Raw genomic sequence first — 19,918 nt, 5'->3', positions numbered from 1 at the left:
ATGCGCATCCCTACCGCCATCAAGCTGCACAAGGCTTCCAAGACCCTCGAGCTGGAATACGCGCCCGACGAGCGCTATGTGCTCAGCGCGGAATTCCTCCGCGTGCACTCGCCTTCGGCCGAGGTGCAGGGCCATGGCAACCCGGTGCTGCAGCACGGCAAGCTGGGGGTCGGTCTGGAGCGCATCGAGCCAGCCGGGCAATACGCACTAAAACTGTGCTTCGACGACGGCCATGACAGCGGACTGTTCACCTGGGAGTACCTGGAACAGTTGGCCCTCAACCAGGAGCAGCTGTGGAACGACTACCTGGCCGAACTGCACCGCCAGGGCAAGTCCCGCGACCCCGCCGAGTCGGTCGTCAAGCTGATGCTCTAGTTCGCCGCTTAGAGCGCTTTTTCTAATTCCCCCGCCCATACTCCTTGCCACGCCCCCGGGCCCGCAGGCGGCTCGTCATACTCGCGCAACCAAGGAACTGGCAGGCTCCATGCATTCGTTTCCAGCGAAAGCAGTGCAGTCCCCCAGGTAACCCTCGAGTCGTACCCGCCTTGTTTCTGCCCTCGGCAGACGCCGGCCGGTATCCGCCTCAGGACAACGGAGCGTCGTAGATGAACAAGATCGCCGAAGACCTACAGCGCCAAGCCTCGGAGCACACCCTCAGCCTCAACCCGGTCGTGGGCCTGCGCGGCAAGGATCTCCTCAGCTCGACCCGCCAGGTGCTCGTCCAGGCGCTGCGCCAGCCCCTGCACAGTACCCGCCACGTCGCCCACTTCGGCGTGCAGCTGAAGAACGTCCTGCTCGGCCAGGCCGACCTGAAGCCGGAGGACGGCGACCGCCGCTTCGCCGACCCGGCCTGGAGCCACAATCCCCTGTACCGCCGCTACATGCAGCTCTACCTGGCCTGGCGCCAGGAGCTGCACGACTGGATCGAGCACAGCAATCTGCCGCCCCAGGACATCAGCCGCGGCCACTTCGTCATCAACCTGCTCACCGAAGCACTGGCGCCGAGCAACAGCCTGGCCAACCCGGCGGCCCTCAAGCGCTTCTTCGAGACCGGCGGCAAGAGCCTGCTGGACGGCCTCGGGCACCTGGCCAAGGACCTGGTGAACAATGGCGGCCTGCCCAGCCAGGTGAACATGGAGGCCTTCGAGGTGGGCAAGAACCTGGCGCTCACCGAGGGCGCCGTGGTGTTCCGCAACGACCTGCTAGAGCTGATCCAGTACCGGCCGAGCACCGAGCAGGTGCATGCCCGACCACTGCTGATCGTCCCGCCGCAGATCAACAAGTTCTACGTGTTCGACCTGTCGCCGGACAAGAGCCTGGTGCGCTTCGCCCTGCGCAGCGGCCTGCAGACCTTCATTCTGAGCTGGCGCAACCCCACCAAGACCCAGCGCGAATGGGGCCTGTCCACCTATATCGAGGCCCTCAAGGAGGCCGTCGAGGCGGTTCTGGCGATCACCGGCAGCACCGACCTGAACATGCTCGGCGCCTGCTCCGGGGGCATCACCACCGCGGCCCTGCTCGGCCACTACGCGGCCCGCGGCGAGCAGCCGATCCATGCCCTGACCCTGCTGGTCAGCGTGCTGGATACCGAGATCGAGACCCAGTTCTCGCTGTTCGTCGACGAGCAGACTCTGGAGGCCGCCAAGCGCCGCTCCTACCAGGCCGGGGTGCTGGAGGGCCGCGACCTGGCCAAGCTGTTCGCTTGGATGCGCCCCAACGACCTGATCTGGAACTACTGGGTCAACAACTACCTGCTCGGCAACGAGCCGCCAGCCTTCGACATCCTCTACTGGAACAACGACACCACGCGCCTGCCGGCCACCCTGCACGGCGACCTGATCGAGCTGTTCAAGACCAACCCGCTGCCCCGCCCGGGCGCCCTGGAGGTGTGCGGCACGCCCATCGACCTGCAGAGAGTCACCGTGGACAGCTTCTGCGTGGCCGGCATCAACGACCACATCACCCCCTGGGAGGCCTGCTACCGCTCGGCGCGGCTGTTCGGGGGCAGCACCGAGTTCGTGCTGTCCAACAGCGGGCACATCCAGGCCATCCTCAACCCGCCGGGCAACCCCAAGGCGCGCTTCATGACCGGCAACGGCGAGCTCCCCAGCGAGCCCAAGGCCTGGCAGGAGAACGCCACCAAGCAGATCGACTCCTGGTGGCTGCACTGGCAGGCCTGGCTGACGGAGCGCTCCGGTCCGCTGAAGAAGGTCCCGGGCAAGCTTGGCAACAAGCAGTACCCGTCCGGTGAAGCGGCCCCCGGAACCTACGTGCACGAACGATGAAGAGCGATCCTCCCGCCCCGGCGCCGGACGGCGCCGCCAACCCGCCCAGCCCCTTCGTGTTCCGCACCATCGAGCTGGACGGCCAGACCCTGCGCACCGCGGTGCGTCCCGGCAGCTCGCCGCTGCCCCCGCTGCTGATCTGCAACGGCATAGGCGCCAACCTGGAGCTGGTGCTGCCCTTCGTCCAGGCCCTCGACCCGGACCTCGAGGTGATCGCCTTCGACGTGCCCGGCGTGGGCGGCTCCTCGACGCCCAGCCTGCCCTACCGCTTCCCCGGCCTGGCCAGGCTGATCGCGCGGATGCTCGACTACCTGGACTACGGCCAGGTCAACGTGATCGGCGTGTCCTGGGGCGGCGCCCTAGCCCAGCAGTTCGCCCACGACTTCCCGGAGCGCTGCAAGAAGCTGGTGCTCGCCGCTACCTCGGCCGGCGCGGTGATGGTTCCCGGCAAGCCCAGGGTGCTCTGGCGCATGGCCAGTCCGCGGCGCTACCTCCAGCCATCCTACGGGGTACGCATCGCCCCGGACATCTACGGCGGCGCCTTCCGCCGCGACGCCAGCCTGGCCCTCAGCCACGCCAGCAAGGTGCGCTCCGGCGGCAAGCTGGGCTACTACTGGCAGCTGTTCGCCGGCCTGGGCTGGACCAGCTTCCACTGGCTGCACCGGATCCGCCAACCGACCCTGGTGCTGGCCGGCGACGACGACCCCATCATCCCGCTGATCAACATGCGCATGCTCGCCTGGCGGATCCCCAACGCCGAGCTGCACGTGATCGACGACGGCCACCTGTTCCTGATCACCCGCGCCGAGGCGGTGGCGCCGCTGATCATGAAGTTCCTTGAGGAGGAGAAGCAGCGCGCGGTGATGCACCCGCACCCTGCCCCCGGCGGGCGCACGTCCTGAACCGGCGCGCACCCCGGCGGTGCAAGGAGCGCCGCCGCAGGCCTGCCGTCATCCCCCGGCAATCTGCAGCAGGCAGTCTGGAATGTCACCTGGCGGCTGCCTGGTACAAGCCTTGCTGGGTGAGCCACGGTCCAGCAGGTTGTTGCAAAACCGCAGTGTGCGCGAGGCCGCCGCCCGGCAACCGGAGTTGGCCCGCGCACGTTTTCCAGCAGCCGGAAGGGGTTTCAACTGCCTTGACGAGGGAGTGCCGCCCATGCCCACGCGCCATCAACCCGCTGTCAACACCCTGCCAGCTCCCGCTGCCTTCATGAATGCCCAGAACGCCGTGGTCGGCCTGCGCGGCCGCGACCTGCTCTCCAGCGCTCGCGACATAGCCCTGCACGGGCTCAGACACCCGCTGCACGGCACCCGACACCTGCTGTCCTTCGGCAAACAGCTGGGCCGGGTACTGCTCGGCGACACCCTGTATGCGCCCAACCCCGGCGACGTCCGTTTCGCCGATCCCACCTGGCAGCTCAATCCGCTCTACCGGCGCGGACTGCAGGCCTACCTGGCCTGGCAGAAGCAGCTCGTCCAGTGGATCGACGAGAGCGACCTGAGCGCCGACGACCGCACCCGCGCGCTGTTCCTCGCCTCGCTGCTCAGCGACGCCCTGGCGCCGTCCAACAGCCTACTCAACCCGCTGGCCATCAAAGAGCTGTTCGACACCGGCGGCGGCAGCCTGCTGCGCGGCCTGCGCCACCTGATCGACGACCTGCTGCACAACGACGGTCTGCCCAGCCAGGTCAACAAGCAGGCCTTCGAGGTCGGCAAGAACCTGGCCACCACCCCCGGCTCGGTGGTGTTCCGCAACGAGATGCTGGAGCTGATCCAGTACCGGCCGATGAGCGAGAAGCAGTACGAACGGCCGCTGCTGATCGTCCCGCCGCAGATCAACAAGTTCTACATCTTCGACCTGAGCCCGGAGAAGAGCTTCGTCCAGTACGCCCTGAAGAACGACCTGCAGGTGTTCATGATCAGCTGGCGCAACCCCGACGCGCGGCACCGCGAGTGGGGCCTGTCCAGCTACGTGCAGGCCCTCGACGAGGCGCTGGAGGTGTGCCGGGCGATCACCGGCAGCAAGGCGGTCAACCTGCTCGGCGCCTGCGCCGGCGGCCTCACCGCGGCGGCGCTGATGGGCCACCTGCAGGCGCGCCGGCAGCTGCGCAAGATCGCCAGCGCCAGCTATGCGGTGAGCCTCTTGGACAGCCAGATCGAAAGCAACCCGGCGCTGCTGTTCGTCGACGAGCAGACCCTGGAGAGCGCCAAGCGCCGCTCCTACCAGGCCGGGGTGCTGGACGGCCGCGACCTGGTCAAGGTGTTCGCCTGGATGCGCCCCAACGACCTGATCTGGAACTACTGGGTCAACAACTACCTGCTCGGGCGCCAGCCGCCGGCCTTCGACATCCTCTACTGGAACAACGACAACACCCGCCTGCCGGCTGCCCTGCACGGCGACCTGCTGGACATCTTCAAGCACAACCCGCTGACCCGCCCCGGCGGCCTGGAAGTGTGCGGCACGCCCATCGACCTGCAGAGGGTCACCGTGGACAGCTTCTGCGTGGCCGGCATCAACGACCACATCACCCCCTGGGACGCGGTGTACCGCTCGCTGCTGCTGCTCGGCGGCGAACGGCGCTTCATCCTCTCCAACGCCGGACACATCCAGGCCATCCTCAACCCGCCGGGCAACCCCAAGGCCCACTACTTCGAGAACGGCAGGCTGAGCGCCGACCCGCGCGCCTGGTACTACGACGCGCGGAAGGTGGAGGGCAGCTGGTGGCCGGAGTGGCTGGCCTGGATCCAGGCCCGCTCCGGCGAGCAGCGGCCGACCCGGATGAGCATCGGCAACGCCCGCTACCCGGCCCTGGAGGCGGCGCCGGGCACCTACGTGCTGGTGCGCTGAGGAGCGGCATGAAGACCCGCGAGCGGATACTCGACTGCACCCTGCTGCTGTTCAATGAACGTGGCGAGCCGAACGTCTCCACCCTGGAGATCGCCAACGAGCTGGAGATCAGTCCGGGCAACCTCTACTACCACTTCCGTGGCAAGGAGGCCCTGGTCCTCGCCCTGTTCGAGCGCTTCCAGCAGGAGGCTACGCCGCTCCTCGACCCGCCCGCCGAGGCGCGCCTGGCCGCCGAGGACTACTGGCTGTTCCTGCACCTGATCGTCGAGTGCCTGGCGCGCTACCGCTTCCTGTTCCAGGATCTGGCCACCCTGGCCGCCCGCCAGCCGCGCCTGGCACGCAGCCTGCGCCACTGGCTGAACGGCCTGAAGCGCACCCTGGCCGCCCTGCTGGCGCGCCTGAAGGCCGAACGCCAGCTGGTCAGCGACACCCGCGCGCTGGGCCTGCTGGTCGAGCAGATCAGTCTCACCCTGCTGTTCTCGGTGGCCTACCAGCGCCTGCTCGGCAGCAAGGCGGAGAGTCGCCTGGTGGTGTTCCAGATCATGATGCTGGTCGCCCCGCACCTGAAGGAGGAGGCGCGCGCGCTGGCCGAACGCCTGGCGCTGCGCTACCTGGACGGCGACTGAATACGGCCCGTCCATGCAAAACGCCCGGCCGAAGCCGGGCGTTTGCCCAGGGTGGCCGAAATCAGGACGACGTGGCCGGGCTGCTCGGCGTCTCCAGCGGCCCCTCGGCGGCCGGCAGCGGCACCTCGGCCGGGGCGGACGCCGGGGTGGTCGCCGGCTTGGCGCTGGCCTTGCTCGCGGCCTTCTTCGCCGCGGGTTTGGCGGCCGGCTTGGCGGCTTTCGCCACGGGCTTGGCCGCTGCAGCCGCCTTGGCAGCCGGTTTCGCCGTTGCCTTGCCTGCCGCTTTGGCGGCGGCCTTGGCGGCCGGTTTGACTGTCTTGGCCGCCGCGCTCTTGGTCGCCTTGGCGCTCTGTCCGGTGAGCTGCTCGATCTTTCGGGTCAGCTCCTCGACCTTGTCGTGCAGCTCCCTGACCTCGTTGCGGCTCGGCACCCCGAGCCGCGAGATGGCGCTGTTCAGGCGCTTGTCGAAGGCTTCCTCGAGCTCCTCCCACTTGCCGAGGGCCAAGCCCTTGACCTTGCTGACCCGGCTGGTGGCCGACCTGGCCTTGGACTTCACCACATCGACCTTCTCGTCCATCAGCTTCTCGGCCTTCTCGCCGTCGGCGACCAGGGTGTCGAACAGCTTGCTACCGTCCTTGCTGATCTTCGAATAGGCACCCAGGCCGGCCAGCCAGATCTGCCGCGAGTACTTCTCGATCTCGCCGATCCAGGAGCTGCTGGCCTTTTCGGATTTGTCGGATTGCTTCTTGGCGACCATCCCGCTCTCCTTCACTGAGTCTTGGCCACGCGGGTGAGCATGTCGTTCAACACGTCCAGCTTAGCAGAGAGGCCGTCGATGTCCTGGCGGGACGGGATGCCGAGGCGGTTCAGCGCCGCGGCGATGCGGTCGTCGAAAGCCTTCTCGAGACGCTCGAAGCGGGTCTCGATACCGGTCTTCACGCCGCTCTTCATGCTGTCGATCTGACTGTTGGCCGCTTCCACCTGCTCGCTGACCAGCTTCTTGCCCTGCTGCTCGGCTTCCTCGCCGGCGCGGATCAGCTCCTTGAAATAGTTCAGGCCTTCCTGGCCGGCCTTGGCGTAGGCACCCAGCCCCGCCAGCCAGATCTGCCGGCCATAGCGCCGGATCTCGGTCAGCACGCCGGCCGCCGGCTCGGCGACCTCTTCGACTTTCTTCCTGGCAACGATCTTCGCCATGTCGCACCTCACTGTTTCAGGTTGGGGGACGGCCCGCACAACCCCGCAGGCTTGGGTGCAAGGTAGGGAAGAAAATTAGAAAGCACATACTAGAGGGGCGGCCCTCAGGCGAGCCTCTCATCCAGGGCCCGCTCGATCTCACGCTGGATCGAGCCGCTCAGCGCGGAGAGCAGCAGGCCGAGCTTGATCTCCACGCGCACCCGGTCCTCGCCTACCTCGATGCGTCCGTCGGCGCCGCTGCGGCGGAACTCCAGGGTGTCGCCGCGCCACCGGTAACTGATCTCGTACTCACGGGCCAGGCGCTCGGCCAGCTGCTCGGCCTTGGCCCGCGCGGCGGCACGGCCGAGAGAATGGGGTCGTTCGACATGGATGCGGGACATGGCTGGGCTCCTGACTGCGGCCGGTGGTCGCACCACTATACCGCCTCGCCCGTACCGGGCGCTGCCGCGCAGAGCGGCATGCATGCGTGCCGATTGCCGCCTGGCAGCGCATTTGGGTTTAGAATGCCCGGCATTCTCTTTCCGGTGACAGCCCATGAACGAACCGCGCGAAGGCAGCAATGCCGAACCCACCACCCACTTCGGCTACCAGCGGGTGCCGGAGAGCCAGAAGGCCCGGAAGGTCGCCGAGGTATTCCACTCCGTGGCCGCCAAGTACGACCTGATGAACGACCTCATGTCCGGAGGCATCCACCGCCTGTGGAAGCGCTTCACCATCGAGCTGTCCGGCGTGCGCCCGGGCAACCGGGTGCTGGACATCGCCGGCGGCACCGGCGATCTGACCCGGCAGTTCTCCAGGCTGGTCGGCCCCAGCGGCGAAGTGGTGCTCGCCGACATCAACGCCTCGATGCTCAAGGTCGGACGCGACAAGCTGCTGGACAGCGGCGTCGCCGGCAACGTCAGCTTCGTCCAGGCGGACGCCGAGAAGCTGCCGTTCCCCGACAACCACTTCGACTGCGTGACCATCGCCTTCGGCCTGCGCAACGTCACCCACAAGGAAGACGCCCTGCGTTCCATGCTGCGCGTCCTCAAACCGGGTGGCCGCCTGCTGGTGCTGGAGTTCTCCAAGCCGACCAGCAGCCTGCTGTCCAAGGCCTATGACGCCTACTCCTTCACCCTGCTGCCGCTGATGGGCAAGCTGGTCACCAACGACGCCGACAGCTACCGCTACCTGGCCGAGTCGATCCGCATGCACCCGGACCAGGAAACCCTCAAGGCGATGATGGTGGACGCCGGCTTCGAGCGGGTCACCTACCACAACATGACCGGCGGCATCGTCGCCCTGCACCGCGGCATCAAGCCCTGATGTTGACCCAGGCCGTGCTGGCCGGCGTCGAGGCCGGCCTCAACCGAGTCCTGCGCCTGGACGCCAGCGTCCCGGCACGCCTCGCGCCCCTGGCCGGGCGGGTGATCGCCGTGGACTGCCCGGCACCGGCCGTGCAGTTGTTCGTCCTCCCCGAGGTGGACGGTCTGCGCCTCGCCGCGCACTGGGAGGCGCCCGCCGACTGCCGCCTGCGCGCCCCGGCCACCAGCCTGCTGCGCCTGGCGGTGAGCCGCGACAAGACCAGCATCCTGCACGGCCCGGAGGTCGAGCTGGAGGGCGACAGCGGCCTGCTCCTGGAACTCGCCGGGATCCTCCAGGATCTCGAGCTGGACTGGGAATACGAGCTGGCGCGCTGGCTCGGCCCGCTGCCCGCGGCGCTGCTCGGCGGCCACCTCAGGCTGCGCGCCCGCTGGGCGCTGGACGGCCTGGACAGCCTGAGGCAGAGCCTCGCCGACTACCTCAGCGAGGAATCACGCAGCCTGGTAGGGCGCCAGGAAGCCGAAGCCCGCTTCGCCGAGCTGGACGACCTCAAGCTCGCCCTCGACCGTCTCGAGGCCCGGGTCGAGCGCCTCTCCTCCACCCCTGCATCCGACGATCCTGCATGAAGCTGCTTGCCGTCCGCCGCCTGCTGACCATCCAGCGCGTGGTCATCCGCTACCGCCTCGACGACCTGCTGTTCGAGCTGCCCCTGCCCTGGTGGCTGGCCGCCACGCGCTTCCTGCTGCCCTGGCGCTGGCTGCCGCGCCGGCGCCGCCAGTTGTCGCGCGGCGAGAGCCTGCGCCTGGCCCTGCAGGATCTCGGACCGATCTTCATCAAGTTCGGGCAACTGCTCTCCACCCGCCGCGACCTGCTGCCGCCGGACATCGCCGACGAGCTGGCCAAGCTCCAGGACCGGGTGCCGCCCTTCGACCCGGAACGCTCGGTGGCGCTCATCGAGGAACAGCTGGGCGCCAAGGTCGGCAGCCTGTTCGCCCGCTTCGACAGCCAGCCCCTGGCCTCGGCCTCCATCGCCCAGGTGCACGCCGCGCAGCTGAAGAGCGGCGAGGAGGTGGTGGTCAAGGTGATCCGCCCCGGCCTCAAGCCGGTGATCCGCGCCGACCTGGCCTGGCTGTTCCTGCTCGCCCGCCTGGCCGAGGCGATCTCCACCGAGGCGCGCCGCCTGCACCCGGTGGAAGTGGTCAGCGACTACGAGAAGACCATCTACGACGAGCTCGACCTGCTCCGCGAGGCAGCCAACGCCAGCCAGCTGCGGCGCAACTTCGAGGGCTCGCCGCTGCTCTACGTGCCCCAGGTGTACTGGGATCTGTGCCGCCCCAAGGTGCTGGTGATGGAGCGCATCTACGGCATCCCGGTCACCGACCTGGACAGCCTGATCGACCAGCGCACCAACCTCAAGCTGCTCGCCGAGCGTGGCGTGGAGATCTTCTTCACCCAGGTGTTCCGCGACAGCTTCTTCCATGCCGACATGCACCCCGGCAATATCTTCGTCAGCACCCGCACGCCCTGGAGCCCGCAGTACATCGCCATCGACTGCGGCATCGTCGGCAGCCTCACCCCCGAGGATCAGGACTACCTGGCGCGCAACCTGCTGGCCTTCTTCAAGCGCGACTACCGCAAGGTGGCGCAGCTGCACATCGACTCCGGCTGGGTGCCGGCGGGCACCCGGGTCAACGACTTCGAGGCGGCGATCCGCACCGTCTGCGAGCCGATCTTCGAGCGCCCGCTCAAGGACATTTCCTTCGGCCAGCTGCTGCTGCGCCTGTTCCAGACCGCGCGACGCTTCAACATGGAAATCCAGCCGCAGCTGGTGCTGCTGCAGAAGACCCTGCTGAACATCGAGGGCCTCGGCCGCCAGCTGTACCCGGAGCTCGACCTGTGGAGCACCGCGGCGCCCTTCCTGGAGCGCTGGATGCGCGAGCGGGTCAGCCCGCGCCAGCTGCTCGGCAACCTGCAGAGCCAGATCGAGCAGGTGCCGCACCTGGCCAGCATGACCCGCGATGTGCTCGAGCGGCTCTCCCATCCGCCGCTCGACAACCCGCCGCCCTCCGCGCAGCCCGGCGACCGCTGGGCCCTGCGCCTGCTCGGCGCGGCCCTGCTCGGCGGCGCCGGGGTGCTCGCTGCCGGCCTGCAGGCGGACCCCGCGCAGGCCTGGCCGGCCTGGCTGATGGCTGCCGCCGGGCTGTATCTGGTGCTGCGCCGATAGCCAGTTGCGATCCCGACTGGCAAACTTGACCGATCCACAGGGAGAAGCCGACGCCCGGCGCCGCGCTTCGCCCGAGCATCCGGCGGACCGGCCCCGTAACCGGCCCGCCCCACGAACCGGCCCCGCCGGGCGGATACCACCGATGAGCGACTGGCTAGACGAAATCAACTGGAACCAAGAGGGCCTGGTGCCGGCGATCGCCCAGGACCACAAGACCGGCCGCGTGCTGATGATGGCCTGGATGAACCGCGAGGCGCTGGCCCTCACCGCCGCCGAAGGACGCGCCATCTACTGGTCGCGCTCGCGTGGCAAACTCTGGCGCAAGGGCGAGGAATCCGGCCATGTGCAGAAGCTCCACGAGCTGCGCCTGGACTGCGACGCCGACGTGATCATCCTGCAGGTCGAGCAACTCGGCGGCATCGCCTGCCACACCGGGCGCGAGAGCTGCTTCTACCGGGTCTACGAGAACGGCGCCTGGAAGACCGTCGACCCGGTGCTCAAGGACCCACACGCCATCTACCACAAGGGAAACGCCCATGAGTGACACCCTGAACCGTCTGGCCGAGGTGCTGGAGTCGCGCAAGGGCGCGAGTCCGGAAAGCTCCTACGTGGCCAGCCTGTACCACAAGGGTCTGAACAAGATCCTCGAGAAGGTCGGCGAGGAAGCGGTGGAAACCATCATCGCCGCCAAGGACGCCGCGCAGAGCGGCGACAGTAAGGACCTGATCTACGAAACCGCCGACCTCTGGTTCCACAGCCTGGTGATGCTCGCCGCCCTCGGCCAGCACCCCCAGGCGGTGCTGGACGAACTGGAGCGGCGCTTCGGCCTCTCCGGGCACGCCGAGAAGGCGGCCCGCAAGCCTTCCGCATAATCATCGACGAGGAGCGAGCGAATGGGCATTTTCGACTGGAAACACTGGGTGGTCATCCTCATCGTGGTGGTCCTGGTGTTCGGTACCAAGAAACTGAAGAACCTCGGCAGCGACTTGGGCGAGACCATCAAGGGCTTCCGCAAGGCCATGAACGAGGACGAGACCAAACCCGAGCAGCCGGCCCAGCCCAGCCAGCCGGCGCAGCCGAACGCGACCCTGAACCAGCCGCAGACCATCGACGCCCAGGCGCAGAAGGTCGAAGAGCCGGCCAAGAAGGACTGACATGTTCGGCATCGGCTTCAGCGAGTTGCTGCTGGTCGGCCTGGTCGCCCTGCTGGTGCTCGGCCCCGAGCGCCTGCCCGGCGCGGCGCGCACCGCCGGGCTGTGGATCGGCCGCCTGAAGCGCAGCTTCAACACCATCAAGCAGGAGGTCGAGCGGGAGATCGGCGCCGACGAGATCCGCCGCCAGCTGCACAATGAGCAGATCCTCGCCATGGAGCGCGAACTGAAAAGCCAGATCGCCCCCCAGCCGAGTGCCGCTCAGGCCAAGCCTGCGGAAGCCGCCGCCCCCGCGGCCGGCGCCTCCACGGCCTCGGCCGCTGCCCCCTCACCCGAAGCGACTCAACCGCCGCGTAACCCATGAGCGATCAGAAGCCCGAAGACGACCAGGAAATGCCCCTGGTCTCGCATCTCGCCGAACTCCGTACCCGCCTGCTGCGCTGCGTGGCCGCGGTATTCCTGATCTTCCTGGCGCTGCTCGCCTTCGCCCAGCAGATCTATACCCTGGTCTCCGCGCCACTGCGCCAGTACCTGCCGGAAGGCGCGACCATGATCGCCACCGACGTGGCCTCGCCCTTCCTCACCCCGTTCAAGCTGACCGCGATCGTCTCGCTGTTCCTCGCCATGCCGGTGATCCTCCAGCAGATCTGGGGCTTCATCGCGCCCGGCCTGTACCGCCACGAGAAGCGCATCGCCATGCCCCTGCTGGTCTCCAGCATCATCCTCTTCTACGCTGGGATGGCCTTTGCGTACTTCCTGGTGTTCCCGGTGATCTTCCACTTCTTCGCCAGCGTCACCCCGGAAGGCGTGTCGATGATGACCGACATCGCCAGCTACCTGGACTTCGTGATGACGCTGTTCTTCGCCTTCGGGGTGGCCTTCGAGATCCCCGTGGCGGTGGTCCTGCTGATCTGGATCGGCGTGGTGGACGTCGCCTACCTGCGCAGGATCCGCCCCTACGTGATCATCGGCTGCTTTGTGGTCGGCATGATCCTCACCCCGCCGGACGTGTTCTCCCAGACCATGCTGGCAGTGCCCATGTGGCTGCTCTTCGAGCTCGGCATCCTCGCCGGCAGCCTGGTGCGCAAGCGCCGCGAGCAGCCGGCCGACCAGGTCCCGCCGCAGGACCAGCCGCCCTCCGTGCAATCGTGAACCTGCTGCTCCTCGAAGACAGCGACTTTGTCGCCGCCGACCGCGCCCTGCTGCGCGGCCGGCGCCTGCGCCACCTGCACGAGGTGCACCAGGCGCAGAGCGGCGACAGCCTGCGGGTCGGCCGCCTCGGCGGGCCGATGGGCACCGGCACCCTGCTGCGCCTGGAAGCCGACGAGGCGGAACTGCAGGTCGCCCTGGACAGTCCGCCGCCGGCCAAGCTGCCGCTCACCCTGCTGCTTGCCCTACCGCGCCCGAAGATGCTCCGCCGCGTGCTGCAGACCGTGTCCGCCATGGGCGTGCCGCGTCTAGTGCTGCTGAACAGCTATCGGGTGGAGAAGAGCTTCTGGCAGACCCCCTTCCTAGCCCCCGAGGCGATCCGCGAGCAGCTGATCCTCGGCCTCGAGCAGGCCCGCGACACCGTGCTGCCCGAGGTCAGCATCGAGAAGCGCTTCAAGCCCTTCGTCGAGGACCGCCTACCCGCCCTGGCTGCCGGAACCCTCGGCCTGGTCGGCCATCCCGGCGATTACCCGGCCTGTCCACGGGACCTGGGCGATCGGCCGGTGACCCTGGCCATAGGCCCGGAAGGCGGCTGGATCCCCTACGAGGTGGACAAGCTGCGCGAGGCCGGCCTACAGCCGGTGCAGCTCGGCGAGCGAATCCTCCGCGTCGAGGCGGCGGTGCCGGCGCTGCTGGCCCGCTTGTACTAGGCGCGACGCGCCTCTCTGCGGCCGTTCGCGCTGCGCCCGGCGCGGATCCGGCCCGCGCAGGCCCCCGCCCCGGGCCTGGCCGCCGATTGACAGCCTCCGGCCAGGCACCGAGTATCGGAACCGGTTCCCCGACTCAATGACAACAACAGGAGGAACGGCCATGCCCGAACCCAGGTCGGTACTGGTCGTGGGCGCCGGCGACGCCACCGGCGGGGCGATCGCCCGGCGCTTCGCCCGCGAAGGACTGATCGCCTGCCTGGTGCGCCGGCATGCCGAGAAGCTCGAGCCGCTGGCCGCCGAGATCCGCGCCGCCGGCGGCACGGCACATGCCTTCGGCTGCGACGCCCGGGTCGAGGCGCAGGTGGTCGAGCTGTTCCGCCATATCGAAAGCCAGATCGCCCCGCTGGAGGCGGTGATCTTCAACATCGGTGCCAACGTGCGCTTTTCCATCACCGAAACCACCGAGCGGGTCTACCGCAAGGTCTGGGAGATGGCCGCCCTGGCCGGTTTCCTCACCGGCCGCGAGGCCGCCCGGGTGATGCTGCCGCGCGGCCGCGGGACCATCATCTTCACCGGCGCCACAGCCTCGCTGCGCGGCCGCGAGGGCTTCGCCGCCTTCGCCGGAGCCAAGTTCGCCCTGCGCGCCCTGGCCCAGAGCATGGCCCGCGAGCTGGGGCCGCAAGGCATCCACGTCGCCCACCCGGTGATCGACGGCGCCATCGACACCGCCTTCATCCGCGAAACCTTCCCCGAGCTGTACCGCCGCAAGGCCGAGGACGGCATCCTGAATCCCGAGCACATCGCCGAGCAGTACTGGCAGATCCACTGCCAGCCGCGCGACTGCTGGGTGCACGAGCTGGATCTGCGCCCTTGGTGCGAAACGTTCTGATCCCTTGAAGCCCCGCGGGGCGATAACGACAACGAAAAGGACAAGACCGATGAGCAAATCCGTGGAATTCTTCTTCGACGTGGGCAGCCCGGCCGCCTACCTGGCCTGGACCCAGCTGCCGCGGATCGCCGCCGAAACCGGCGCGACGATCCGCTGGCGGCCCTTCCTGCTCGGCGGGGTGTTCAAGGCCACCGGCAACCGCGCACCGCTGGAAGTGCCCGCCAAGGGCGCCTACCTGTTCCGCGACCTGGCGCGCTTCGCCCGCCGCTACGGGGTGCCGCTGCGCTTCAACCCACACTTCCCGATCAACACCCTGCAGCTGATGCGCGGCGCCGCCGCCTACGAGGACGAGGCGCGCTTCCACGACTACCTGACCGCGCTGTTCGAAGCCATCTGGGTCGAGGAGAAGAATCTAAACGACCCGGCGGTGGTCGCCGAGGTGCTGGGCGCCACCGGCTTCGACCCCGAGGACTTCCTCCGGCGGATCGCCGACGAGGCGGTCAAGGAACGCCTCCGGGCCACCACCGAGGAAGCCGTGTCCCGCGGGGTGTTCGGCGCGCCGAGCTTCTTCGTCGACGGCGAGCTGTTCTTCGGCCAGGACCGCCTGGACTTCGTCGCCGAGGCCCTGCGCGGCGCCTGAAGCGTGGACAGCGGTGCGCGGACGGAGGAGGATGCTGCGGTAATCCGTTGCGGGAGGATCCGGCCATGCGTCCCCTGACCATCGACCTCGACGGCCTGGCCCAGGCGCTCAGCAGCCGCAACCCGGCCTGCTACCTCGACCTGCTGAGCGGCCGTCTGCTGCCGTTCGACGGCGACCCGGAGCTGGGGCGGGAGCTGGAGAGCGAGCCGGAGCGCTACCTGGCCATCGAACCGCTGGAGAGCCGCGACGGCTACCAGCTGATGGAAGAGTTCCTCGCCAGCGTCCGCCATCCCCACGCCTACCACCAACTGTCCCACGCCCTGGCCGGACGCAAGCCGGTGCGCGCCTTCCGCCACGTACTGACCGAATACCCGGAGCTGGAGCGCGCGTGGGCCGAGTTCGAGGCCGCGCGGCTGCGCGAGCTGGCCATCGACTGGCTGGCCGACAACGATCTGCACCCGCTCGGCCCGGCGTTCTAGGCGGCCGGTTCAGACCTCGAGAAGGAAGGTCACCGGGCCGTCGTTGACCAGGTGCACCTGCATGTTGGCGCCGAAGCGCCCGGTGGCCACCTGCGGGTGCTGCTCGCGGGCCCGCGCGACCAGGGCGTCGAACAGCGCCTCGCCCTGGGCCGGCGGCGCGGCGCTGGAAAAGCTCGGGCGCAGGCCGCTTTTGGTATCCGCCGCGAGGGTGAACTGGGAGACCAGCAGCAAGCCGCCGCCGACGTCCTTCAGGGAGCGGTTCATGCGCCCCTCGGCATCGGCGAACACCCGGTAGTTGAGCAGCCGATGGAGCATCCTGGCGACGCTCTCGGCGTCGTCCTGCGGCTCGATGCCGACCAGCGCCAGCAGGCCCTGATCGATGGCCCCGACCACTTCCCCCGCTACCTCGACGCGCGCGGCGCTGACACGCTGGATCAGGGCCTTCATGCGTCTTCGTCCGGCGGCAGGTCGAGCAGGTTGCGGGCCACCTGGTTGGCGGCGCGTACCAGGGCGTCGGTGATGCCCACCTCGGAGGCGGCATGCCCGGCGTCGCGGATGATGTGCAGCTCGCTGTTCGGCCAGGCCTGATGCAGCGCCCAGGCGTTGTCCAGCGGGCAGACCACGTCGTAGCGGCCATGCACGATGATCCCCGGCAGATGGGCGATCTTCGGCATGTCGCGGAGCAGTTGGTCGGGATCCAGAAAGGCGTTGTTGACGAAGTAGTGGCACTCGATGCGGGCGATCGACAGGGCCCGCTGCGGCTCGCTGAAGTGGTCCACCACCAGCGGGTTGGGACGCAGGGTGGCGGTGCGTCCTTCCCACATCGACCAGGCCTTGGCGGCGTGCATCTGGGCGATCTGGTCGGGACCGGTGAGGCGCCGGTAGAAGGCCTGCACCAGGTCGCCGCGCTCCTCCTGGGGGATCGGCGCCAGGTAGTCCTGCCAGTAGTCGGGGAACAGGCGGCTGGCGCCTTCCTGGTAGAACCACTGGATCTCCTGCGGACGGCACAGGAAGATGCCGCGCAGGATCAGCGCGTGGACCCGCTCGGGATGGCTCTGCGCGTAGGCCAGTGACAGGGTCGAGCCCCAGGAGCCGCCGAACAGTACCCACTTGTCGATGCCCAGATGCTCGCGGATGCGCTCCATGTCCGCCACCAGGTGCCAGGTGGTGTTGTTCTCCAGGCTGGCGTGGGGCGTGGAACGGCCGCAGCCGCGCTGATCGAAGGTGATGATGCGGTACAGGGTGGGGTCGAAGTAGCGGCGGCTGGCGGCATCGCAGCCGGCCCCCGGACCGCCGTGGACGAACAGCACCGGCAGGCCGTCCGGCGAGCCGCTCTCGTCCACGTAGAGGACGTGCGGCGCCTCCACCGCCAGCGAGTGGCGGGCGTAGGGCTTTATCTCCGGAAACAATGTCAGCATGGTGCTCTCCAGTCTGCGTTACATAGGCTGCCGCTCGACCGACCCGATCGAGCCATCCATCATAACCATGAAACAGGAGTTCGGCATGTCGCCCAGGTTCTTCGCCCTCCCCCTGCTGCTGGTCCTCGCCCTGCTCGCCGGCTGCGCCCGCGAGGAGCCTCTGGCCGCCCTGGAGGCCGCGGTGCAGCAACTGCAGGACAACCTGGAGGCCAGGCGCAACGCCGCGGTGCTCGACCAGCTCACCGACGACTTCCGCGCCCAGCAGAGCCAGGACCGCGACTGGGCCAGGCGCACCCTGGCGCTGCTGTTCCTCCGCCACCAGCAGGTGCGGATCTTCGCCCCGGCCAGGCGCAGCTGGCTGGATGCGGCGCTGTCCAGCCGCGGCTACACCGAGGCACAGGTGGCCGTCAGCGGCGCCTCAGGGCTACTGCCCGACAGCGCGCGTCTCTACAGCGTACGCCTGGAATGGCGCCTGGAGGACGGCGACTGGAAGCTGGCGCGGCTGGACTGGGAATGAGCCCCGCCGCGCCAACCGGGCCGCTTAGCCGCCAGTCACCCCCCACAGGCTGCCCAGGGTGTTGAGCACGCCGCTGTTCAGGCCCTGCTGGCCGAAGTAGTCGAGCAGCACCCGGGCGAACTGGCCGGTCATGCTGCTCTCCATGCCCAGGGCGCCGAAGGTCTTGCTGACGTCGCCGAGGGTGGACAGCTGGCCGAGAGTGCCGCTGGCGGTGCTGCCCTGCTGGCTGCCGAGCACGCCGCTCAGCGCACCGAGGTTGGTCAGGGCCTTGTTCGCGGAGAACTTCTCGAGCCCCGGTACGGCGCTCAGCAGCTGCGAGTAATCGGCCGCCGGCAGGTTGTTCTGGGCCATGCCGAGCAGAGCGCCGGTGCCGCCCACCGCCTGCACCGGGGTGACACCCAGCTGGCCAGTCAGCACGTTGAGCAGCTCGGTGGTCTGCGGGGTGGTCGCCACCTTGCTGACATCCACGTTCTGGCTGGCGGCGCCGGCCACCACCTTGGCGGCGTCACCAAGATTGAAGGCGAAGGCCGGGGCGGCGGCCAGCACCAGGGCGGCAGCCAGCAGACGGGACGGTTGCATGTTCATGGTGAGGCTCCTTGCTGCGGTAATGATAAGACGGGGATTCGACCGGAGCCTCGGCGCCACGTTCCCGGACGGCCCGAGCGACGAGATCCAGGTCCGGCCACCATCCCCGGCCAGAGCGACTATGGTTTCTAGGAGGACTCTGCCGTCAAAAGAGGAGAGACCATGCACCATCCGCTCTGGCTGAACCTGGGCCAACACTGGAAATGGATCGCGTTGCGCGGCCTCGCCGCGGTGCTGTTCGGGGTACTGGCCCTGGCCTGGCCGGGACTGGTACTGACCGTGCTGATCGCCATCTTCGGCGCCTATGCGCTGGTCGACGGTATCTTCTCACTGATCGGCGCCTGGCGCATGCGCCATGAGGGCGAACCGCTCTGGCCGCTGCTGGTGGTCGGCCTGCTCGGTGTGCTCGCCGGCCTGGTGGCGCTGTTCTGGCCGCAGATCACCGCCCTCGGCCTGCTGATGCTGATCGCCATCTGGGCCATCGCCATCGGCGCGCTGCAGATCATCGCCGCCCTGCGGGTACGCCAGTTGCTGGTCAACGAATGGTGGCTCGGCCTGTCCGGGGCTCTCTCGCTGCTGTTCGGCCTGCTCCTGCTGGTATTCCCCGGCGCCGGGGCACTGGCGATGATCTGGCTGATCGGTGTCTACGCGCTAGTCTTCGGCGTGCTGCTGATCCTGCTCGCCTGGCGCCTGCGCGGCACCGCCCGGCTGCACGCATGAAGACCCCGGCAGTCGACTGGTGCGTGCTGCGCCTGGACGACAACGGCAACCGCTTCCTGGTCCGCGCCGGGCTGCCGCGCGCAGAGGCCGAGGCACTGGCCCGGGAGTTCGCCGCGCGCGGCCACAAGCAGAGCTACTGGGCCCAGCCGCGGGCCGCCGATGCAACCGATGCACCGGCCCGCGGGTCGGATGTCCGCTAACCCGTCCTCCGGGCAGAGGAGATCGCCGATGCCGATGAAGACCGCCTCCCTCGTCCTGCTGGCCGCGCTCTCTCCCCTCGCCGGCCTGTCACCAACGGCGGCGGCCGGCGAGCCGGAGTCCTGCTCCACGGTGCGCTTCGCAGACGTCGGCTGGACCGACATCAGCGTCACCACCGCGCTGGCCAGCGAGCTGCTCGAAGCGCTCGGCTACAGTACCCGCACCAGCACCCTGTCGGTGCCGGTGGCCTACCGCTCGCTGGCCAACGGCGACCTGGACGTGTTCCTCGGCAACTGGATGCCGACCATGGAGAACGACATCCGCCGCTACCGCGAGGAAGGCTCGGTGGAGACCCTGCGCGCCAACCTGGAGGGCGCCAAGTACACCCTGGCAGTACCCGCCTACGTCTACCAGGCCGGTCTGCGCGACTTCGCCGACATCGCACGGTTCCGCGACCGGCTGGGCGGCAAGCTCTACGGCATCGAGCCGGGCAACGACGGCAACCGCCTGATCCAGAGCATGATCGAACAGAACGCCTTCGGCCTCGGCGACTTCAAGCTGGTGGAGTCCAGCGAGGCGGCGATGCTCGCCCAGGTGCGCCGCGCCCAGCGCAGCAGGGACTGGGTGGTGTTCCTCGGCTGGGAACCGCACCCGATGAACACCCAGCTGGACATGCGCTATCTGAGTGGCGGCGATGCCTTCTTCGGCCCCGACTACGGGCGCGCCACCGTCTACACCAACGTGCGCAAGGGCTACACCCGGGAGTGCCCGAACGTCGGCCGGCTGCTCGGCAATCTGGTGTTCAGCCTGGACATGGAGAACCAACTGATGGACCAAGTGCTCAACGCCAGGCGCAAGCCGCGGGAGGCGGCGCGCGCCTGGCTGCGCGCCAACCCCCAGGCGCTCGACGCCTGGCTGGCCGGAGTCAGTGGCCGCGACGGACGCCCCGGCGTGGAGAGGGTGAAGGCGCGGATGGCGGACTGA

26 protein-coding genes and 1 pseudogene are annotated in these 19,918 nt (G+C 68.6%); 21 read left to right on the top strand and 6 right to left on the bottom strand.

What is annotated here, in order from left to right; genetic code table 11:
- From H165_RS0113230 to H165_RS0113210, 5 genes are all read left to right on the top strand, one after another.
- Entirely contained in the window at positions 1–375 is a 375-nt protein-coding gene (locus H165_RS0113230) for a gamma-butyrobetaine hydroxylase family protein (protein WP_017939416.1), read from the top strand.
- 230 nt (positions 376–605) lie between these two features.
- Positions 606–2,285: a class II poly(R)-hydroxyalkanoic acid synthase gene (phaC, locus tag H165_RS0113225; RefSeq protein WP_017939415.1), complete on the top strand. Its 1,680-nt coding sequence runs from the start codon at positions 606–608 to the stop codon at positions 2,283–2,285.
- Complete coding sequence (gene phaZ, locus H165_RS0113220) at positions 2,282–3,187, top strand: poly(3-hydroxyalkanoate) depolymerase (protein ID WP_017939414.1); 906 nt, start codon at positions 2,282–2,284, stop codon at positions 3,185–3,187. Before phaC (H165_RS0113225) ends, phaZ begins: the two co-directional genes overlap by 4 nt.
- Positions 3,188–3,440: 253 nt before the next feature.
- Complete coding sequence (gene phaC, locus H165_RS0113215; RefSeq protein WP_017939413.1) at positions 3,441–5,132, top strand: class II poly(R)-hydroxyalkanoic acid synthase; 1,692 nt, start codon at positions 3,441–3,443, stop codon at positions 5,130–5,132.
- A gap of 8 nt (positions 5,133–5,140) precedes the next feature.
- Complete coding sequence (locus H165_RS0113210; RefSeq protein WP_017939412.1) at positions 5,141–5,758, top strand: TetR/AcrR family transcriptional regulator; 618 nt, start codon at positions 5,141–5,143, stop codon at positions 5,756–5,758.
- Here the strand turns inward: H165_RS0113210 and H165_RS18600 are convergent.
- The 3 genes and pseudogenes from H165_RS18600 to H165_RS0113195 all read right to left on the bottom strand — a co-directional run bounded on the left by H165_RS18600 (position 5,673) and on the right by H165_RS0113195 (position 7,332).
- Positions 5,673–6,515 (bottom strand): annotated as a pseudogene (locus H165_RS18600) (phasin family protein). The gene H165_RS0113210 and the pseudogene H165_RS18600 overlap by 86 nt on opposite strands.
- Positions 6,516–6,526: 11 nt before the next feature.
- Positions 6,527–6,952, bottom strand: coding sequence for a phasin family protein (locus H165_RS0113200; RefSeq protein WP_017939410.1), 426 nt, complete (start codon positions 6,950–6,952; stop codon positions 6,527–6,529).
- A gap of 104 nt (positions 6,953–7,056) precedes the next feature.
- The gene (locus H165_RS0113195; RefSeq protein ID WP_017939409.1) at positions 7,057–7,332 is read right to left on the bottom strand and encodes a polyhydroxyalkanoic acid system family protein; all 276 of its coding nucleotides are present in this window, start codon (positions 7,330–7,332) and stop codon (positions 7,057–7,059) included.
- Positions 7,333–7,486: 154 nt separating this feature from the next.
- Here H165_RS0113195 and ubiE point away from each other — a divergent pair, with 154 nt between their 5' ends.
- The 12 genes from ubiE (at position 7,487) to H165_RS0113135 (ending at position 15,496) form a co-directional block, all read left to right on the top strand.
- A complete protein-coding gene (gene ubiE, locus H165_RS0113190; RefSeq protein ID WP_017939408.1) occupies positions 7,487–8,257 on the top strand; it encodes a bifunctional demethylmenaquinone methyltransferase/2-methoxy-6-polyprenyl-1,4-benzoquinol methylase UbiE in 771 nt (256 codons plus the stop codon).
- A complete protein-coding gene (locus tag H165_RS0113185) occupies positions 8,257–8,880 on the top strand; it encodes a ubiquinone biosynthesis accessory factor UbiJ (RefSeq protein ID WP_017939407.1) in 624 nt (207 codons plus the stop codon). Before ubiE ends, H165_RS0113185 begins: the two co-directional genes overlap by 1 nt.
- The gene (gene ubiB, locus H165_RS0113180; RefSeq protein ID WP_026146616.1) at positions 8,877–10,478 is read left to right on the top strand and encodes a ubiquinone biosynthesis regulatory protein kinase UbiB; all 1,602 of its coding nucleotides are present in this window, start codon (positions 8,877–8,879) and stop codon (positions 10,476–10,478) included. Before H165_RS0113185 ends, ubiB begins: the two co-directional genes overlap by 4 nt.
- Before the next feature lie 142 nt (positions 10,479–10,620).
- Entirely contained in the window at positions 10,621–11,022 is a 402-nt protein-coding gene (gene hisI / locus H165_RS0113175; RefSeq protein ID WP_017939404.1) for a phosphoribosyl-AMP cyclohydrolase, read from the top strand.
- Entirely contained in the window at positions 11,015–11,350 is a 336-nt protein-coding gene (locus H165_RS0113170; protein ID WP_017939403.1) for a phosphoribosyl-ATP diphosphatase, read from the top strand. Before hisI ends, H165_RS0113170 begins: the two co-directional genes overlap by 8 nt.
- 21 nt (positions 11,351–11,371) lie before the next feature.
- Positions 11,372–11,632, top strand: coding sequence for a twin-arginine translocase TatA/TatE family subunit (locus H165_RS0113165; protein WP_017939402.1), 261 nt, complete (start codon positions 11,372–11,374; stop codon positions 11,630–11,632).
- A gap of 1 nt (position 11,633) precedes the next feature.
- A complete protein-coding gene (gene tatB, locus H165_RS0113160) occupies positions 11,634–11,993 on the top strand; it encodes a Sec-independent protein translocase protein TatB (RefSeq protein WP_017939401.1) in 360 nt (119 codons plus the stop codon).
- The gene (gene tatC, locus H165_RS0113155) at positions 11,990–12,781 is read left to right on the top strand and encodes a twin-arginine translocase subunit TatC (RefSeq protein ID WP_017939400.1); all 792 of its coding nucleotides are present in this window, start codon (positions 11,990–11,992) and stop codon (positions 12,779–12,781) included. Before tatB ends, tatC begins: the two co-directional genes overlap by 4 nt.
- Positions 12,778–13,488 (top strand): 16S rRNA (uracil(1498)-N(3))-methyltransferase, encoded by a 711-nt coding sequence (locus H165_RS0113150; RefSeq protein ID WP_017939399.1) that lies wholly within the window; start codon positions 12,778–12,780, stop codon positions 13,486–13,488. Before tatC ends, H165_RS0113150 begins: the two co-directional genes overlap by 4 nt.
- Before the next feature lie 160 nt (positions 13,489–13,648).
- Positions 13,649–14,377 carry an SDR family oxidoreductase gene (locus H165_RS0113145; protein ID WP_017939398.1) on the top strand — a complete coding sequence of 243 codons (729 nt, stop codon included), beginning with the start codon at positions 13,649–13,651 and terminating at the stop codon, positions 14,375–14,377.
- A 49-nt stretch (positions 14,378–14,426) separates the two neighbouring features.
- Positions 14,427–15,017, top strand: coding sequence for a 2-hydroxychromene-2-carboxylate isomerase (locus H165_RS0113140; protein WP_017939397.1), 591 nt, complete (start codon positions 14,427–14,429; stop codon positions 15,015–15,017).
- 65 nt (positions 15,018–15,082) lie between these two features.
- A complete protein-coding gene (locus H165_RS0113135; protein ID WP_017939396.1) occupies positions 15,083–15,496 on the top strand; it encodes a UPF0158 family protein in 414 nt (137 codons plus the stop codon).
- Between the two features lie 9 nt (positions 15,497–15,505).
- Here the strand turns inward: H165_RS0113135 and dtd are convergent, their stop codons facing one another.
- Together dtd and pip are read right to left on the bottom strand one after the other, a co-directional pair.
- Positions 15,506–15,943: a D-aminoacyl-tRNA deacylase gene (gene dtd, locus H165_RS0113130; protein WP_017939395.1), complete on the bottom strand. Its 438-nt coding sequence runs from the start codon at positions 15,941–15,943 to the stop codon at positions 15,506–15,508.
- Positions 15,940–16,914 carry a prolyl aminopeptidase gene (pip, locus tag H165_RS0113125; RefSeq protein WP_017939394.1) on the bottom strand — a complete coding sequence of 325 codons (975 nt, stop codon included), beginning with the start codon at positions 16,912–16,914 and terminating at the stop codon, positions 15,940–15,942. The genes dtd and pip overlap by 4 nt, the downstream gene beginning before the upstream one ends.
- 85 nt (positions 16,915–16,999) lie before the next feature.
- Here pip and H165_RS0113120 point away from each other — a divergent pair, with 85 nt between their 5' ends.
- Positions 17,000–17,431: a hypothetical protein gene (locus H165_RS0113120; RefSeq protein ID WP_026146615.1), complete on the top strand. Its 432-nt coding sequence runs from the start codon at positions 17,000–17,002 to the stop codon at positions 17,429–17,431.
- Positions 17,432–17,455: 24 nt separating this feature from the next.
- Here H165_RS0113120 and H165_RS0113115 read toward each other — a convergent pair whose 3' ends face one another.
- A complete protein-coding gene (locus H165_RS0113115) occupies positions 17,456–18,016 on the bottom strand; it encodes a DUF2780 domain-containing protein (protein ID WP_017939392.1) in 561 nt (186 codons plus the stop codon).
- 162 nt (positions 18,017–18,178) lie between these two features.
- Between H165_RS0113115 and H165_RS0113110 the strand changes: the two genes are divergently transcribed.
- The 3 genes from H165_RS0113110 to H165_RS0113100 are packed head-to-tail and all read left to right on the top strand — an operon-like array spanning position 18,179 to position 19,918.
- Positions 18,179–18,736 (top strand): HdeD family acid-resistance protein, encoded by a 558-nt coding sequence (locus H165_RS0113110; RefSeq protein ID WP_017939391.1) that lies wholly within the window; start codon positions 18,179–18,181, stop codon positions 18,734–18,736.
- Positions 18,733–18,936, top strand: coding sequence for a hypothetical protein (locus H165_RS0113105; protein ID WP_017939390.1), 204 nt, complete (start codon positions 18,733–18,735; stop codon positions 18,934–18,936). The genes H165_RS0113110 and H165_RS0113105 overlap by 4 nt, the downstream gene beginning before the upstream one ends.
- 28 nt (positions 18,937–18,964) lie before the next feature.
- A complete protein-coding gene (locus H165_RS0113100; RefSeq protein ID WP_017939389.1) occupies positions 18,965–19,918 on the top strand; it encodes a choline ABC transporter substrate-binding protein in 954 nt (317 codons plus the stop codon).

The organism is Pseudomonas thermotolerans DSM 14292 (assembly GCF_000364625.1).
Taxonomy (GTDB): Bacteria; Pseudomonadota; Gammaproteobacteria; order Pseudomonadales; family Pseudomonadaceae; genus Aquipseudomonas; species Aquipseudomonas thermotolerans.
The sequence above is the reverse complement of the archived record's forward strand: the minus strand, read 5'-3'. Positions and strand labels throughout refer to the sequence as shown.

Excerpts from the sequence above, each read along its gene's own strand:
- H165_RS0113140 (WP_017939397.1), top strand. The coding sequence starts at position 14,427 with ATGAGCAAATCCGTGGAATTCTTCTTCGACGTGGGCAGCCCGGCCGCC.
- H165_RS0113105 (WP_017939390.1), top strand. The coding sequence starts at position 18,733 with ATGAAGACCCCGGCAGTCGACTGGTGCGTGCTGCGCCTGGACGACAAC.
- H165_RS0113115 (WP_017939392.1), bottom strand. The coding sequence starts at position 18,016 with ATGAACATGCAACCGTCCCGTCTGCTGGCTGCCGCCCTGGTGCTGGCC.
- H165_RS0113230 (WP_017939416.1), top strand. The coding sequence starts at position 1 with ATGCGCATCCCTACCGCCATCAAGCTGCACAAGGCTTCCAAGACCCTC.
- phaZ (WP_017939414.1), top strand. The coding sequence starts at position 2,282 with ATGAAGAGCGATCCTCCCGCCCCGGCGCCGGACGGCGCCGCCAACCCG.
- phaC (WP_017939413.1), top strand. The coding sequence starts at position 3,441 with ATGCCCACGCGCCATCAACCCGCTGTCAACACCCTGCCAGCTCCCGCT.
- H165_RS0113185 (WP_017939407.1), top strand. The coding sequence starts at position 8,257 with ATGTTGACCCAGGCCGTGCTGGCCGGCGTCGAGGCCGGCCTCAACCGA.
- H165_RS0113145 (WP_017939398.1), top strand. The coding sequence starts at position 13,649 with ATGCCCGAACCCAGGTCGGTACTGGTCGTGGGCGCCGGCGACGCCACC.
- ubiB (WP_026146616.1), top strand. The coding sequence starts at position 8,877 with ATGAAGCTGCTTGCCGTCCGCCGCCTGCTGACCATCCAGCGCGTGGTC.
- H165_RS0113100 (WP_017939389.1), top strand. The coding sequence starts at position 18,965 with ATGCCGATGAAGACCGCCTCCCTCGTCCTGCTGGCCGCGCTCTCTCCC.
- H165_RS0113170 (WP_017939403.1), top strand. The coding sequence starts at position 11,015 with ATGAGTGACACCCTGAACCGTCTGGCCGAGGTGCTGGAGTCGCGCAAG.
- ubiE (WP_017939408.1), top strand. The coding sequence starts at position 7,487 with ATGAACGAACCGCGCGAAGGCAGCAATGCCGAACCCACCACCCACTTC.
- H165_RS0113200 (WP_017939410.1), bottom strand. The coding sequence starts at position 6,952 with ATGGCGAAGATCGTTGCCAGGAAGAAAGTCGAAGAGGTCGCCGAGCCG.
- H165_RS0113210 (WP_017939412.1), top strand. The coding sequence starts at position 5,141 with ATGAAGACCCGCGAGCGGATACTCGACTGCACCCTGCTGCTGTTCAAT.
- dtd (WP_017939395.1), bottom strand. The coding sequence starts at position 15,943 with ATGAAGGCCCTGATCCAGCGTGTCAGCGCCGCGCGCGTCGAGGTAGCG.
- pip (WP_017939394.1), bottom strand. The coding sequence starts at position 16,914 with ATGCTGACATTGTTTCCGGAGATAAAGCCCTACGCCCGCCACTCGCTG.
- H165_RS0113110 (WP_017939391.1), top strand. The coding sequence starts at position 18,179 with ATGCACCATCCGCTCTGGCTGAACCTGGGCCAACACTGGAAATGGATC.
- tatB (WP_017939401.1), top strand. The coding sequence starts at position 11,634 with ATGTTCGGCATCGGCTTCAGCGAGTTGCTGCTGGTCGGCCTGGTCGCC.
- tatC (WP_017939400.1), top strand. The coding sequence starts at position 11,990 with ATGAGCGATCAGAAGCCCGAAGACGACCAGGAAATGCCCCTGGTCTCG.
- H165_RS0113165 (WP_017939402.1), top strand. The coding sequence starts at position 11,372 with ATGGGCATTTTCGACTGGAAACACTGGGTGGTCATCCTCATCGTGGTG.
- H165_RS0113195 (WP_017939409.1), bottom strand. The coding sequence starts at position 7,332 with ATGTCCCGCATCCATGTCGAACGACCCCATTCTCTCGGCCGTGCCGCC.
- H165_RS0113120 (WP_026146615.1), top strand. The coding sequence starts at position 17,000 with ATGTCGCCCAGGTTCTTCGCCCTCCCCCTGCTGCTGGTCCTCGCCCTG.
- phaC (WP_017939415.1), top strand. The coding sequence starts at position 606 with ATGAACAAGATCGCCGAAGACCTACAGCGCCAAGCCTCGGAGCACACC.
- hisI (WP_017939404.1), top strand. The coding sequence starts at position 10,621 with ATGAGCGACTGGCTAGACGAAATCAACTGGAACCAAGAGGGCCTGGTG.
- H165_RS0113135 (WP_017939396.1), top strand. The coding sequence starts at position 15,083 with ATGCGTCCCCTGACCATCGACCTCGACGGCCTGGCCCAGGCGCTCAGC.